Raw genomic sequence first — 13,199 nt, forward strand, 5'->3', positions numbered from 1 at the left:
GCCGCTACGACAGGACGGGACACCGGCACGACGCCCGGCGCGGCCGAACGGAACGGCCGCGCCGGGCACCGACTCAGAGCACCTTGGCCAGGAACGCCTTCGTCCGGTCGTGCCGGGGGTTGGCGATCACCTCGCGCGGCGCGCCGGACTCCACCACCACACCGTCGTCCATGAAGACCAGCGAGTCGCCGACCTCCCGGGCGAAGCCGATCTCATGGGTCACCACGATCATCGTCATGCCGTCGCGGGCAAGGTCCTTCATCACGTCGAGCACCTCGCCGACCAGCTCCGGATCCAGCGCGCTGGTGGGCTCGTCGAAGAGCATCAGCTTCGGCTGCATCGCCAACGCCCGGGCGATGGCGACGCGCTGCTGCTGCCCGCCGGAGAGCTGCCCAGGGTAGTTGCCCAGCTTGTCGCCGAGCCCGACCCGCTCGAGCAGCGCGGCGGCCCGCTCCCGGGCGGCGGCCTTGCGCTCCCGGCCCAACAGCACCGGCGCCTCGGCGACGTTCTGCAGGGCGGTCATGTGCGGAAAGAGGTTGAACCGCTGGAACACCATGCCGATGGCGCGGCGCTGGGCGGCGATCTCCTTCTCCCGCATCTCGTGCAGCTTGCCACCGCGTTCCCGGTAGCCGATCAGGTCGCCGTCCACCCGGATCCGGCCGGCGTTGATCTTCTCCAGGTGGTTGATGCAGCGCAGGAACGTCGACTTGCCCGAGCCGGAGGGCCCGAGCAGACAACAGACCTCGCCGCTGCGGACCTCCAGGTCGATGCCCTTGAGCACCTCCACCGGCCCGAACGACTTGTGCACCTGCTCGGCGCGGACCATCACGCCGTCGGCGGCCGTCTCCGCGGCCTCCGCCGATGTCGTCACCTGCGTCATCACCGACCCGCCTCGCTCGCGCTGCCGCCGGCCTCAGCGGTGATCCCGCGCAGTCTGATCTTCGCTTGGGCGCTCCTGCCGAACCCCCTGGAGAAGTGTCGCTCCAGGTAGTACTGCCCGACGAGCAGCACGCTGGTCAGCAGCAGGTACCACAGGCAGGCCGCCACGTACATCGGGAAGACCTGGAAGGTCCGGTTACCCACGGCCTTGAGCTGGAAGAACAGCTCGGTGGAGACCGGTACGAAGGCCACCAGCGAGGTGTCCTTGAGCATCGCGATGGTCTCGTTGCCGGTCGGCGGGATGATCACCCGCATCGCCTGCGGCAGCACGATCCGGCGCAGGATCTGGGTACGGCTCAGGCCCAGCGCCTGCGCCGCCTCGGTCTGCCCCTCGTCCACCGACTGGATCCCGGCCCGGACGATCTCGGCCATGTACGCCGCCTCGGAGAGCCCGAGCGCCAGCATGCCGGCGACGAATCCCGTGAGGATCTCCAGCGCGGAGAAGCCGAACAGACGTGCCTCGAAGTCGTCGACGCCGAAGAGCGCGCCGATCTGCCGATCGAACGGGAGGCCGAACTCGATCCGGGCCCAGAGGATGCCGAGGTTGCCGAAGAGGATCGCCAGCACCAGCCGGGGCACGGCCCGGAAGAACCAGGTGTACGCCCAGGAGACGCCCCGCAGGATCGGGTTCTCCGACAACCGCATGATGGCGACGACAACGCCGAGACTGACGCCGATCAGCATCGCGAGCACGGTCAACGCGAGCGTGCCGCGCAGACCCTCCATGATCGGCGGCCGGAACATCTCGTCGACCATGAACGCCCAGTTGAACGCCTTGTTCGTCACCAGCAGGTGGACGAACATGGCCACCAGCACCCCGATCACGGCGACCGCTACCCAACGCCCGGGATGCCGGACGGGCACGGCCTGGATGGGTTCCGGCCGTGCCCGTTCGGTTGTGTCCGTTTCCGACGACATGCGTCAGCTGGCGGGGTTCAGCGCCGAGGAGGTGATGGCGCCGCCCTCGACGCCCCACTTCTTCAACGCGGTCTGGTACGAGCCGTCAGCGATGACCGCCTGGACGGCTTCCTTGAGCACCTCGGCGAAGGCGGTCTGGTCCTTCTTGACGGCGTAGCCGTACGGGGCGGACTCGTAGATGTCGCCGATCAGCTCCAGCGAGCCGTTGCTCTGCTTCACCGCGTACGCCCCGACCGGCGAGTCGGCCAGCATGGCGTCGTTCTTGCCGCTGAACACGGCGGCCGTGGCGTCGCTCTGCGCCTGGTACTGGTCGATGGCGATCGCCGGCTTGCCGCCGGTGGTGCACTTCTTCGACCGGGCGGTGATGTCGTCGAACTGCACGGTGCCGGTCTGCACGGCGATCTTCTTGCCGCAGGCGTTGTCAATGTCGATCTTGGCCGCATTGCCGGCCTTGGTCACCCACTGAGTGCCGGCGGAGAAGTAGCTCACCATGTTGACGCTCTTGAGACGCTCGGCGTTGATCGTGAACGACGACACGCCGATCTCGTACTTGCCGGAGTCGACACCGGGCAGGATCGCGTCGAACGGCGACGACTCGTACTCGGCCTTGAGACCGAGCTTCTGCGCCACCGCGTTGAACAGCTCGACGTCGAAGCCGACCACGGTCTTACCGTCGGCGTCGAGGAACTCCGCCGGGGCGTACGTCGAGTCGGTGCCGACCTTGATCACACCGTCGGCCTTGATGGCGTCGGGCACCTTTCCGGCCAGCGCCGAGTCGGCCGCCGCCGTGACGGTCGGGCCGGCACCGGGCGAGCCGCTGTTCTCCTTCTCCCCGCACGCCGTCAGCGAGAGGGCGATCAGCGCCGCACTGGCGGCACCGAGCGCCGCCCGCCGGGCACCGTTGGTATTGAACATTTCTGCACTCCTTGCGTGAGGGGTGTGACGGCCGCTCAGGCCACGCCGAGGTATGCCTCTTTGACCGCCGGGTCGTGCAGCAGCTCGGCACCGGTTCCGGTCTTGACGATCCTGCCGGTCTCGAGCACGTACGCCCGGTGCGCTCGGGCCAGCGCCTGCTGCGCGTTCTGCTCCACCAGCAGGACGGTGGTGCCCTGCTCGTTGATCTCCTTGATGATGTCGAAGATCTGCTGGATCAGCATCGGTGCCAAACCCATCGAGGGCTCGTCGAGCAACAGCAGCTTCGGCCGGCTCATCAACGCCCTGCCGACGGCCAGCATCTGCTGCTCGCCGCCGGACAGGGTACCGCCGGCCTGCTTACGTCGCTCCGCCAGCCGCGGGAAGAGGTCGAGCACCCGGGCCAGGTCCTCGGCGATTCCGGCGCGGTCGCGCCGGGTGTACGCCCCCATGTCCAGATTCTCGAGCACCGACATGCCGGGGAAGATCCCCCGGCCCTCGGGCGCCTGGCAGAGCCCCCGCCGGACCCGCAGGTCGGCTCGGAGCTTGGAGATGTCCTCACCCTCGAAGCGGATGCTGCCGGTGGCGATCGGCCGAATCCCGGAGATCGCCCGCATGGTGGTCGACTTCCCGGCGCCGTTGGCGCCGATCAGCGCGACGATCTCACCCTCGGCCACGGTCAGGCTGATGCCGTGCAACGCCTGGATCCGCCCGTAGAGCAGGCTCACATCGTCGATCTCAAGCAACATCGTCCGGCACCCCCAGGTACGCCGCGACCACCTTCGGGTTGTCCCGCACCTCGGCGGGCAGCCCTTCGGCGATCTTCTTTCCGAACTCCAGCACGACGATCCGGTCAGTGACGCCCATGACCAGGCGCATGTCGTGCTCGATCAGCAGCACGGTCACGCCGGTGTCCCGGACCTGCCGGATGAGCTGGAGCAGCTCCTCCTTCTCCGCCGGGTTGAAGCCGGCGGCCGGCTCGTCCAGGCAGAGCAGCACCGGATCGGTGGCCAGCGCCCGGGCGATCTCCAGCCGCCGCTGCTCCCCGTAGGAGAGGTTGCGGGCGAACTCGTGCAGCCGGTGCCGGATGCCGACGAACTCCAGCAGCCGCTCGGCCTTCTCCCGTCCCTCACGCTCCTCGCGCCGGTGCCGAGGCAACCGGAACAGAGCGGAGAGCACGCTTGTCTTGTGGTGCGCGTCCGCGCCGACCTGGACGTTCTCCAGGGCGGTCATCTCCGGGAACAGGCGGATGTTCTGGAACGTCCGGGCCATACCCATCTGGGTGATCTGGTGGCGCTTCTTCCCGCTGATCTTGCCGCCACGGAACCGGATCTCACCCTTGGTGGGCTGGTAGATGCCGGTCATCGCGTTGAAGCAGGTGGTCTTGCCAGCGCCGTTCGGGCCGATCAGCCCGAGGATCTCCCCCTTGTAGAGGGTGAAGTTGACGTTGTCGAGCGCGACCACGCCGCCGAAGCGCAGCGTGACGTCGTCGACCTCCAGCAGCGGCTCCCGGCTGGGGACCGCCTCCACCGCCGGCGCGCCGGCCTGCGCCGGAACAGCCGGCGTCTGATCGGTGTCACTCACCGACGATCACCTCCTTGCGACGGTCTTTGAACTCCGCCGCCCGTCGTCGGTTCGGAATCAGGCCTTCCGGCCGGAAGATCATCATCACCACGAGGACCAGACCGAAGATCAGGAACCGGTACTCGTACAGCTCCACGCCGAACAGCTCGATGCCGCGGAACCGCTCGATCATGTACGCCACCAGGCCACCACCGACGATCGCGCCGACGATGTTGCCCGAACCACCGAAGATCACCGCCGCCAGGATGATGATCGAGTTGAGCAGCTCGAAGTTCTGCGAGTTGACGAAGTTCTGCTTACCCGCGAAGAGCGCGCCGGCCAGGCCGGCGATCGCGGCACCCGAGGCGAACGCCCAGAGCTTGAACTTGAACGTCGGCACACCCATCAGCTGCGCGGCGTCCTCGTCCTCCCGGATCGAGATCCAGGCCCGACCGACCCGACTGTGCGTCAGGTTCCGCACACCGATCACCACCAGGATGATCAGCGTGAGCACCAGCCAGTAGTACGGACGGGCGTCCAGCACGCCGAAGAACGGCTTGCCGTCGGCGTACTTGCCGGGCGGGTGCGGGATCTGGTTGAAGCCCCGCTGGCCCTTGAGGAACTCAGAGCTGACCGCGGCGATCCGGATCATCTCGGCGAAGCCGAGCGTCACGATCGCCAGGTAGTCACCGCGCAGACGCAGCGTCGGCGTACCGAGCATCACACCCGAGAGCATGGTCAGCCCGATCGCCAGCGGCACCACGAGCAGCCACGGCCAGAGCGTCTTGAGGTTGCTGCTCGGCGACGTCAGCACCGCGACGGTGTACGCGCCGACGGCGAAGAAGCCGAAGTAGCCCAGGTCGAGCAGGCCGGCGAAACCGACCACGATGTTCAACCCGACGGCCAGCAGCACGTAGATCGAGACGGTGAACAGCACCTGCGTGAAGTTCGCACCGGGGGTCGGGATCGGCCCGAGATACTGGTAGAACTCCCTGTTCGGCAGCGCGTAGAAGAACGCGATCACCGCGACCAGCAGCGCCCAGCGCACCCAGCGCGGCGCGCCACGCCACCGTTCTCCGGCCGCCTCGCGGCCGGAACGCACCCTCTCCAGGACGGTCGTCATGCCCGTGCCCTCCCCAGCGATTCGCCCAGCAGTCCGGTCGGCCGGAACATCAGCAGCACCACCAACACCGCGAAGGCAGCGAAGTCCTTCCACTGACTGCCGAACAGACCGGCGGCGTAGTTCTCCACCACGCCCAGCAGCAGGCCACCGATCAGCGCGCCGCGCAGGTTGCCGATACCACCCAGCACCGCGGCGGTGAAGGCCTTGAGGCCCAGCAGGAAGCCGACGCTGTAGGTCAGGGTCTGGATCCGCACGTCGTACAGCAGACCGGCCACGCCGGCCATGGCACCACCGGTGATGAAGACCATCAGGATGATCCGGTCCTTGTTCACACCCATCAGCGCGGCGGTGTTGGCGTCCTGGGCCACGGCCCGGATACCCCGACCGGTACGGCTGCGGTTGATGAAGAGGTCCAGCAGGACCATCATCAGCAGCGCCGCGCCAATCGTCAGCAGCTGCACCGAGTCGATCGGCACGCCGAAGAGGTGGAACAGCGGCTTGCTGCTCACCAGACTGGGCGCGCCCTCCGGCAGTCGGCGGGTCCAGATGCCGAAGGCCTCGGAAATCGCGATCGAGGCACCGATCGCGGTGATCAGGAAGGCCAGCGGCGGGGCGTTGCGCTTACGCAACGGCCGGTACGCCACCCGCTCGATCACCGTCGCCGTGCCCGCCGAGGCGATGGCGGCGACGATCATCGCCACCAGCAGGTAGAACAGGATCGATCCAATGCCGCTGACCTGTGAGTTCTGGTCGAGTCCAAAGCCGTTCCAGGTCCAGATCGCCGCGAACGCGCCGGCGATGAAGACCTCGGAGTGAGCGAAGTTGATGAGTCTCAGCACGCCGTAGACCAGCGTGTAGCCGAGCGCGACCAGGGCGTAGATCGCGCCCTGGGTCAGGCCGGTCGTGGTGAGTTCTCCGAAGTTGGAGAACAGTCCATTGAAGTCCAAGGGAGGGACGCTCCATCACGTCTGGAGAGAAAAATGGGGCGCGGCCGGGAGCGAGCAGCTCCCGGCCGCACCCGCGATCACAACTCAATCGCCGTAGCAGCGACCAACATCAGGACTTGGGGATCTCCTGGTCCGGGACAACCTTGCCGCCGGTGACCTTGAAGGCCCAGACCTTGACCTGTGCCGGGTCCAGCTCGCCGGTCTCGGTGAACTTGTAGCTCGCCGCGACACCCTCGCCGCTGTAGCCCTTCACGAACTCCAGCAGGCCCTCACGGGTGGTCTTGCCAGCCTTGATGCCGGCCAGCAGGATGTTCGCCGCGTCGTAGGCGGTGTCGCTGTAGGTGCCCGGGTCGGTGCCGTGGAGCGCCTTGAACTCCTGCACGAACGTGCCCCGGGCCTCGGCGGCCGGCTGGCACGGGCAGGTGAGGATGGTGCCCTCGGCTGCCGCCTGACCGGCGGAGGTGATGTACGCACCGTCGTTGACGCCGTCGCCGGCGACCAGCGGCGCGGTGACCCCGGCAGCGGTGAGCTGCTTACGGATCAGGCCGGCCTCCTGGTAGTAACCGCCGTAGAAGATCGCCTTCACGTTGGCGGCCTTGACCTTGGTGACCACACCGGAGAACTCGACCTGCTTGCCCTCGCCCTGGACCTTGTCCGAGCCGACGACCGCCGAGCCGAGGACCTTCTTGACCTCGTCGGCCAGGCCGGCACCGTACGCGGACTGGTCGTCGATGACGTAGACCTTGTCGGCCTTCATCACGTTCTTAATGTAGTTGCCGGCCGCCGGGCCCTGGCTGAAGTCGTTGCCGACCGCGCGGAAGAAGGTCTTCCACTTCTGGTCGGCCAGGCTCGGCCGGGTCGCGGACGGGGTGATGGTCACCAGGCCGGCCTCGTTGAACAGCGGGCCGGCCGCCTCGGACTCACCCGAGTACGCCGGGCCGACGATGCCAAGGATCTTGGTGTCGTCGATCGCCTTCTGCGCCAGACCAGGCGCCTGGTCGGGGCTGCCCTGCGAGTCCAGGGCGGCCAGCTCGACCTTGCAGTCGGCGTTTTCCTTGTTGTACTTGTCGACGGCGAGCTTGACACCGTTGTTCTCGTTGATGCCGAGCGCGGCCGAGCTGCCGGTCAGCGCGCCGAAGAACGCGATCTTGCTGCCGCAGGCGTCACCGCCGCCGCCTGCCGAATCGTCGCCACTGGAGCATGCGGTTCCGCCGGCGACGAGCGCCACCATGGCGACCCCACCGATAACGCGCGCGAGCTTTTGCCTCAAGGCCCGAACCCTCCTCGTCCCATGGTCCGAACCACCCGCTGGCTATTGGCCCTTGCGGGGGCGGACGAACCAGACCGTCGTCGCCGGTCTGGGGCCGGACGTTATCCCACCGTGGAGCTGTGACGTAAGCCCCAAGCGAGCGGGTTGACCGAACCGTTACACGCCGTGGCGGATTGGAAACGATCCCTGTAAGAACCTTCGGGTGTGAAGCTTTTTCACCTTCGTTTCGTCGGCACCGACCAGAGGGCTTCCGTCAGCTACCGATCAAGGTCCGACACCCCGGCCCACCAGGCACGCGACGTTTTTCCATCGTCGGTCACCAACAGCAGTCGATCTCCAGTCGAGGTCACCGAGACCGCAGTATCTCCGCTGTCCGGCACGGGCCGCGGCATGCTCACCGCCCGCCATGACTCGCCCATATCGACCGAGAGCCACAGTGCGTGACGGTCCCCGTCCCTCGTCACCGCCACCAACCTCTGCCCGACGGCCACCAGCCCGGCCGCCGACGCCACACCCGGTCCGACCGCCCCGAACCCGCCCGCCGGCCGCCAGCCCTGCGTCGTCAGCCGCCAACTGCCGAATCCAGCCCGCACCGGCCCGACCGCCACCGGTACGCCGCCAGCCACTGCCACCCGTTGCGCCTGCCCCCGCCCGTCCACCACCGGCAGGGCGGATCGTCGCCAACTCCGGCCGTCCGCCGAGGACCAGGCCAGCGGCACCAGCGCCGTACCCCCGGGCGGCAGCAACGACCCCACCATCAGCCAACCCGACGGAACGGCGACCGCGTCGTACGCCGCCGTCCGCCCCCGCTCGTCACCGGCCAGCTCCGGCGCGCCCTCCACCAGCGCGAACCCGGCCGCGTCCGAGGAGATCCAGACCGCCGCACCGTCGATCCGACTACCGGCGATCAACCAGCCCCGCGGCCCCGCCGCCAACCGGGCCACGTTGACCGCTCGCGGCCCGGCGTACCGCTCGAAGGGCGCGTCCACCTCCTGCAGCGTGCCGTCCGACGCCTGCCTCCAGGTGCCGGTGCGGGGATTGCCGTGCGCGCCCCCGTTCTTCGCCCCGACCGCCGCCAGCCGTCCGTCTCGGCAGGCCGCAGCGGAGAGCACGTGCTGTCGGCCGTAGAACGTCACCGGCGCCGTCGGCAGCGGCACCCAGGACATGGCATCCGGGCTGGTCCAGGCGGCCGGGTGGGTCTCCCCGGCCGGATCGACCGCACCCCCGACCACGTACCACTGGCCGGCACAGGCGGTGGCGTCGCGCAGCACCGGTCGACCCGGCACACCCGGCGTCTCCGGCAGGACCACCGGCTGCCAGGCCGGCCGGACCGGTCGCGGCGGCTCCTCGCAGTCGGGACAAGCCGAGGCCTGACAGGCGGCCACCAGCACGGCGAGAACGCCGAGCACTGCCCCCATCCGCCGCGACATGAATCGACGCCGGTCAGGGTGCCGGGAGGGTCACCTCGCCACCGGCGGTCTCCGCGAGGATCCGCTCGGCAACCTCTTTCATGGTCATCCGGTGGTCCATCGCCGTGCGCTGGATCCACTTGAACGCCTGCGGCTCGGTCATCCCGTACGTGGTCATCAGCGCACCCTTGGCGCGCTCCACCGACTTACGGATCTCCAGGCGGTCGGTCAGGCTCGCGACCTCCGCCTCCAGGGCCGCGACCTCCGAGTAACGCGACAGCGCGATCTCCACCGCCGGGACCAGGTCGCTCTTCTGGAAAGGCTTCACCAGGTACGCCATCGCGCCCGCCGCCCGCGCCCGCTCCACCAGATCGCGCTGGCTGAACGCGGTCAGGATGATCACCGGGGCGATCCGGGCACCGGCGATACGCTCGGCGGCGGCCAACCCATCCATGATCGGCATCTTGATGTCGAGGATGACGAGGTCGGGCTTCAGCTCCTCGGCGAGGCGTACGGCTGTCTCGCCGTCACCGGCCTCCCCCACCACCTCGTAACCCTCTTCGACGAGCATCTCGGCGAGGTCCAGCCGGATCAGCGCCTCGTCCTCGGCGATCAGTACGCGCCTACGCTCGGCATCCGTCGGCGTCTCAGCCACCAGCCCTACCCCCACCATCGATCACTGCACGGCTACCACCCATGCTCCCGCATGAGAGTAGTCGGGTACAGTAGGCGCCACCCGCCGGGATGGTGGAACGGCATACACGGAAGTCTCAAACACTTCTGCCCGAAAGGGCTTGCGGGTTCGAATCCCGCTCCCGGCACTTTGTCATACACGTGTTCGACGATGTGGGCGTGCATCCACCGCAGATGCGGGCACAGGCCCGCGCCCTCCGCGCTCGCGGACACAACATCCACGCAGTAGCTCGCACGCTCTCCCTGCCGTACGCGACCGTCTGGCACTGGTGTGTCGATCGACCGGAACCGGTGAAGCGCGGAACGGAGCTTCGGTGCTTCCGGTGCCGGTCGGATGTCGAGAATCCGACCGACCCCGCCGCCTACGCCTACCTGCTCGGTCTCTACCTGGGCGACGGTCATCTGGCCGTCTCACCGAAGGTCCCGGTGCTGCGGATTGCTTGTACGGCCACGTATCCGGATCTCATTGACGCGTGCGGGGCCGCCATGCTCGCGGTGCTTGCCGCGCGCGTTCAGAGGATCACCAAGCAGGGCTGCGTCTCAGTCGAAAGCAGTGGGGTGCACTGGCCCTGCCTGCTGCCGCAGCACGGTCCCGGCAAGAAGCACAAGCGACCGATCGTCCTCGCCGACTGGCAACGACCGATCATCGAACAACACCCCGGCGACTTCCTGCGAGGGCTGTTCCACTCCGATGGCTGCCGCGTCGCCAACCGGGTCACGACGAGAGGCCGGCACTACATCTACCCGCGCTACATGTTCGTCAACGAGTCGGCCGACATCATGCGGCTCTGCCAGTGGAGCCTCGACCTGCTCGGCGTCACCTGGCGGATGAACCGGCGCAACTCGCTGTCGGTGGCGCGGCGCGACGCCGTCGCCACGTTGGACCGGCACGTCGGTCCCAAGTCCTGACCGGCACCGCGCACATCATGCCGACCGTGGCAGCCTGGCTGACGCGCCGCCGGACGGCCGGTGGCGGTGGCGGCGACAGGGGTGCGATCTGATGCGGGTGGTTGTGTTCGGTGCGACCGGGATGGTCGGTCAGGGTGTGTTGCGCGAGTGCCTGCTCGCCGATGACGTGCGCGAGGTGCTGACTGTCGGTCGGCGGCCGACCGGTACGCGGGACCCGAAGCTGCGGGAGCTGACGGTCGCGGACGTGGGCGAGTTGGACGCGGTGCGGGCCGAGTTGACAGGTGTCGACGCGTGTTTCTACTGCCTCGGAGTGTCCTCACTGGGTCTGGACGAGGCCGCGTACACCCGGGTCAGCTACGACTACCCCCTCGCTGCGGCACGGTTGTTCGCGCAGGTGAGCCCGCAGGTCACCTTCGTCTACGTCTCGGGTCAGGGGGCCGATTCGTCAGGTCAGGGTCGGGTGATGTGGGCGCGGGTCAAGGGGCGTGCCGAGAACGCGATCATGGATCTGCTGCCCAACGGTTACGCGGCACGGCCGGGGTTCATCCAGCCGACGTACGGGGCGGTGTCGAAGACGCGGTGGTACCGGTTCGGGTATGCGGTCACCCGCCCGCTGTTTCCGGTGCTGCGTCGGTTGCTGCCGAACCAGGTCACCACTACCGACGGGATCGGTCGGGCGATGTTGCGGGTGGCTCGGCAGGGTTCGCCGGTGCGGGTGTTGGGCAACCGCGAGCTGCGCTGACGGTCAGGCGATCGTGTCGAGGGCCTGGGCCAGGTCGGCGCGCAGGTCTTCGGGGTCTTCGAGGCCGACGGAGAGGCGCAGCAGCGCGGCGGCGGGTTTGGCGTCGCCTTCGACCGGCCGGTGGGTGAGGGAGGCGGGGTGCTGGATGAGGGTGTCGACGCCGCCGAGGGACACCGCGTGGGTGATGAGCCGGCAGGCACCGGCGACGGCGGCGGCGGCGGGCGCGCCGCCGCGTACCTCGAAGGCGAGCAGGCTGCCGGGTCCGGACATCTGCCGACCGACCAGCGCCGCCGGGTCGTCCACCGAGGGGTGGTGCACCCGGTGTACGGCGGGGTGGTCGGCGAGCCAGCCGGCGAGTTTCTCGGCGGTCGCCTGTTGGGCGCGGACCCGCAGCGGCAGGGTTTGCAGGCCGCGGTGCAGCAGGTAGCCGCCGAGGGGGTGCAGGATCGCGCCGGTGACCGCGCGGACCTGGCGTAGGCGCACGGCCCAGGTGTCGTCGCAGGCGACGACGCCGGCGAGGACGTCGCCGTGTCCGCCGATGCTCTTGGTGGCGCTGTGCAGGACGAGGGTGGCGCCGTGTCGGGCGGGTTGTTGCAGGACGGGGGTGGCGACGGTGTTGTCGACAAGCAGTGGGATGTCGCCGGCCGCGGCGGCGAGGGCGGCGATGTCGACCAGGTCGAGGGTGGGGTTGGCGGGGGTCTCGACGATGACCAGTGCGGTGTCGGGGCGGATGGCGGTGGCGACCTCGTCGGGGCGGGTCCAGGTGACGGTGGTGCCGAGCAGGCCGGTGGCGAGGACGTGGTCGGTGCCGCCGTAGAGGGGTCGGACGGCGACGACGTGGCGGCGGTCGTCGCGCGTGGCGGCGAGCAGGGTGGCGGTGAGGGCGGCCATTCCGCTGGCGAAGGCGACGGCCTGGGTGGTGCCTTCCAGCTCGGCGAGGGCGGTTTCGAAGCGGGCGACGGTGGGGTTCCAGAGCCGTTGGTAGACGGCGCTTCCGTCGGCGGGGAGGGTGCCGCCGGTGGCGAGTTGTTCGTACGCGGTGCCGCCGTCGTCGACGGAGGGCAGCGGGTTGGTGGTCGACAGGTCGATGGGTGGTACGTGCACGCCGAGGGTGCGCAGATCGTCGCGGCCGGCGTGTACGGCCCGGGTGTCCATCGGTGTCATGGTCGGTAGCGTCGAATATCTGCCGCCTGACAAGCAATAGATTGGCAGATCATTCTGTGAATCGGGTTGGTTTCCGCGTTGGGTTCGGGCGAGGATGGCGCCATGCCCCTTGAACCGAATGATCTGCGGCCGTATTCGGCAGTGGACGAGGTGGACCGCGCGATCCTGACCGAGTTGGCGGCGGACGGCCGACTGCCGAACAATGCCCTCGCCGAGCGGGTGGGTGTGGCGCCGTCGACGTGCCTGACGCGTACCCGGGCGCTGCGTGAGCGCGGCGCGATCCGTGGTTTTCACGCCGAGGTGGATCCGGCGGCGCTCGGTCTGCCGTTGCAGGCGTTGGTGTCGGTGCGGTTGACAGCGCACGAGCGGGCGGCGGTGGACGGGTTCCGGGCCCGGTCGGTGCGGCTGCCGGGGGTGGTGTCGGTGTTCCACGTGGCCGGCGCGGAGGACTACGTGCTGCATGTACGGGCGGCGTCCGGTGACGCGTTGCGGGACTTCGTGCTGGACCACCTGGCGGTGGACCCGGTGGTGCAGCACACGCAGACCAGTCTGATCTTCGAGCAGGCGCGCGGGATGGGCTGAGCGGTGGGTGAGGTGGCCGACGAAAACC

The 13,199-nt window shown here is 68.8% G+C and carries 14 protein-coding genes and 1 tRNA gene; 4 read left to right on the top strand and 11 right to left on the bottom strand.

Going from position 1 to position 13,199, the window contains the following annotated elements:
* Positions 1–73: 73 nt before the first annotated feature.
* The 10 genes from ACGF3C_RS14200 to ACGF3C_RS14245 all read right to left on the bottom strand — a co-directional run bounded on the left by ACGF3C_RS14200 (position 74) and on the right by ACGF3C_RS14245 (position 9,736).
* Positions 74–826, bottom strand: coding sequence for an amino acid ABC transporter ATP-binding protein (locus tag ACGF3C_RS14200; protein WP_387354411.1), 753 nt, complete (start codon positions 824–826; stop codon positions 74–76).
* A 53-nt stretch (positions 827–879) separates the two neighbouring features.
* Positions 880–1,857 carry an amino acid ABC transporter permease gene (locus ACGF3C_RS14205; protein ID WP_355007595.1) on the bottom strand — a complete coding sequence of 326 codons (978 nt, stop codon included), beginning with the start codon at positions 1,855–1,857 and terminating at the stop codon, positions 880–882.
* A 3-nt stretch (positions 1,858–1,860) separates the two neighbouring features.
* Positions 1,861–2,772: an ABC transporter substrate-binding protein gene (locus ACGF3C_RS14210; protein WP_357229019.1), complete on the bottom strand. Its 912-nt coding sequence runs from the start codon at positions 2,770–2,772 to the stop codon at positions 1,861–1,863.
* 35 nt (positions 2,773–2,807) lie between these two features.
* Positions 2,808–3,518, bottom strand: a complete 711-nt coding sequence (locus tag ACGF3C_RS14215; protein ID WP_355007597.1) for an ABC transporter ATP-binding protein — start codon at positions 3,516–3,518, stop codon at positions 2,808–2,810.
* Complete coding sequence (locus tag ACGF3C_RS14220) at positions 3,508–4,353, bottom strand: ABC transporter ATP-binding protein (RefSeq protein ID WP_393222009.1); 846 nt, start codon at positions 4,351–4,353, stop codon at positions 3,508–3,510. The genes ACGF3C_RS14215 and ACGF3C_RS14220 overlap by 11 nt, the downstream gene beginning before the upstream one ends.
* The gene (locus ACGF3C_RS14225) at positions 4,346–5,455 is read right to left on the bottom strand and encodes a branched-chain amino acid ABC transporter permease (RefSeq protein ID WP_091407909.1); all 1,110 of its coding nucleotides are present in this window, start codon (positions 5,453–5,455) and stop codon (positions 4,346–4,348) included. The genes ACGF3C_RS14220 and ACGF3C_RS14225 overlap by 8 nt, the downstream gene beginning before the upstream one ends.
* Positions 5,452–6,402: a branched-chain amino acid ABC transporter permease gene (locus tag ACGF3C_RS14230; RefSeq protein WP_091407906.1), complete on the bottom strand. Its 951-nt coding sequence runs from the start codon at positions 6,400–6,402 to the stop codon at positions 5,452–5,454. Before ACGF3C_RS14230 ends, ACGF3C_RS14225 begins: the two co-directional genes overlap by 4 nt.
* A gap of 109 nt (positions 6,403–6,511) precedes the next feature.
* Complete coding sequence (locus tag ACGF3C_RS14235) at positions 6,512–7,672, bottom strand: branched-chain amino acid ABC transporter substrate-binding protein (RefSeq protein ID WP_355007600.1); 1,161 nt, start codon at positions 7,670–7,672, stop codon at positions 6,512–6,514.
* Between the two features lie 257 nt (positions 7,673–7,929).
* Entirely contained in the window at positions 7,930–9,102 is a 1,173-nt protein-coding gene (locus tag ACGF3C_RS14240; protein ID WP_357229021.1) for a hypothetical protein, read from the bottom strand.
* 13 nt (positions 9,103–9,115) lie between these two features.
* Positions 9,116–9,736: an ANTAR domain-containing response regulator gene (locus ACGF3C_RS14245; protein ID WP_091408093.1), complete on the bottom strand. Its 621-nt coding sequence runs from the start codon at positions 9,734–9,736 to the stop codon at positions 9,116–9,118.
* Positions 9,737–9,819: 83 nt separating this feature from the next.
* Between ACGF3C_RS14245 and ACGF3C_RS14250 the strand changes: the two genes are divergently transcribed.
* From ACGF3C_RS14250 to ACGF3C_RS14260, 3 genes are all read left to right on the top strand, one after another.
* A tRNA-Leu gene (locus ACGF3C_RS14250) sits at positions 9,820–9,902 on the top strand.
* Between the two features lie 31 nt (positions 9,903–9,933).
* A complete protein-coding gene (locus ACGF3C_RS14255) occupies positions 9,934–10,683 on the top strand; it encodes a transcriptional regulator (RefSeq protein WP_357231533.1) in 750 nt (249 codons plus the stop codon).
* A 91-nt stretch (positions 10,684–10,774) separates the two neighbouring features.
* Positions 10,775–11,425, top strand: a complete 651-nt coding sequence (locus tag ACGF3C_RS14260; RefSeq protein WP_393222015.1) for an NAD-dependent epimerase/dehydratase family protein — start codon at positions 10,775–10,777, stop codon at positions 11,423–11,425.
* A 3-nt stretch (positions 11,426–11,428) separates the two neighbouring features.
* Here ACGF3C_RS14260 and ACGF3C_RS14265 read toward each other — a convergent pair whose 3' ends face one another.
* Positions 11,429–12,580: a trans-sulfuration enzyme family protein gene (locus tag ACGF3C_RS14265; RefSeq protein WP_393222826.1), complete on the bottom strand. Its 1,152-nt coding sequence runs from the start codon at positions 12,578–12,580 to the stop codon at positions 11,429–11,431.
* A gap of 111 nt (positions 12,581–12,691) precedes the next feature.
* Between ACGF3C_RS14265 and ACGF3C_RS14270 the strand changes: the two genes are divergently transcribed.
* Positions 12,692–13,171 (top strand): Lrp/AsnC family transcriptional regulator, encoded by a 480-nt coding sequence (locus ACGF3C_RS14270; protein WP_357199477.1) that lies wholly within the window; start codon positions 12,692–12,694, stop codon positions 13,169–13,171.
* The last annotated feature ends 28 nt before the right edge of the window (positions 13,172–13,199 follow it).

The organism is Micromonospora sp. NPDC047762, from assembly GCF_043204655.1.
In the GTDB taxonomy this organism is placed as follows: domain Bacteria; phylum Actinomycetota; class Actinomycetes; order Mycobacteriales; family Micromonosporaceae; genus Micromonospora.

What these genes read in the sequence shown, in the direction of transcription:
- ACGF3C_RS14200 (WP_387354411.1), bottom strand. Translation starts at nt 826, where the DNA reads ATGGTCCGCGCCGAGCAGGTGCACAAGTCGTTCGGGCCGGTGGAGGTG.
- ACGF3C_RS14205 (WP_355007595.1), bottom strand. Translation starts at nt 1,857, where the DNA reads ATGTCGTCGGAAACGGACACAACCGAACGGGCACGGCCGGAACCCATC.
- ACGF3C_RS14210 (WP_357229019.1), bottom strand. Translation starts at nt 2,772, where the DNA reads ATGTTCAATACCAACGGTGCCCGGCGGGCGGCGCTCGGTGCCGCCAGT.
- ACGF3C_RS14215 (WP_355007597.1), bottom strand. Translation starts at nt 3,518, where the DNA reads ATGTTGCTTGAGATCGACGATGTGAGCCTGCTCTACGGGCGGATCCAG.
- ACGF3C_RS14225 (WP_091407909.1), bottom strand. Translation starts at nt 5,455, where the DNA reads ATGACGACCGTCCTGGAGAGGGTGCGTTCCGGCCGCGAGGCGGCCGGA.
- ACGF3C_RS14240 (WP_357229021.1), bottom strand. Translation starts at nt 9,102, where the DNA reads ATGTCGCGGCGGATGGGGGCAGTGCTCGGCGTTCTCGCCGTGCTGGTG.
- ACGF3C_RS14260 (WP_393222015.1), top strand. Translation starts at nt 10,775, where the DNA reads ATGCGGGTGGTTGTGTTCGGTGCGACCGGGATGGTCGGTCAGGGTGTG.
- ACGF3C_RS14265 (WP_393222826.1), bottom strand. Translation starts at nt 12,580, where the DNA reads ATGGACACCCGGGCCGTACACGCCGGCCGCGACGATCTGCGCACCCTC.
- ACGF3C_RS14270 (WP_357199477.1), top strand. Translation starts at nt 12,692, where the DNA reads ATGCCCCTTGAACCGAATGATCTGCGGCCGTATTCGGCAGTGGACGAG.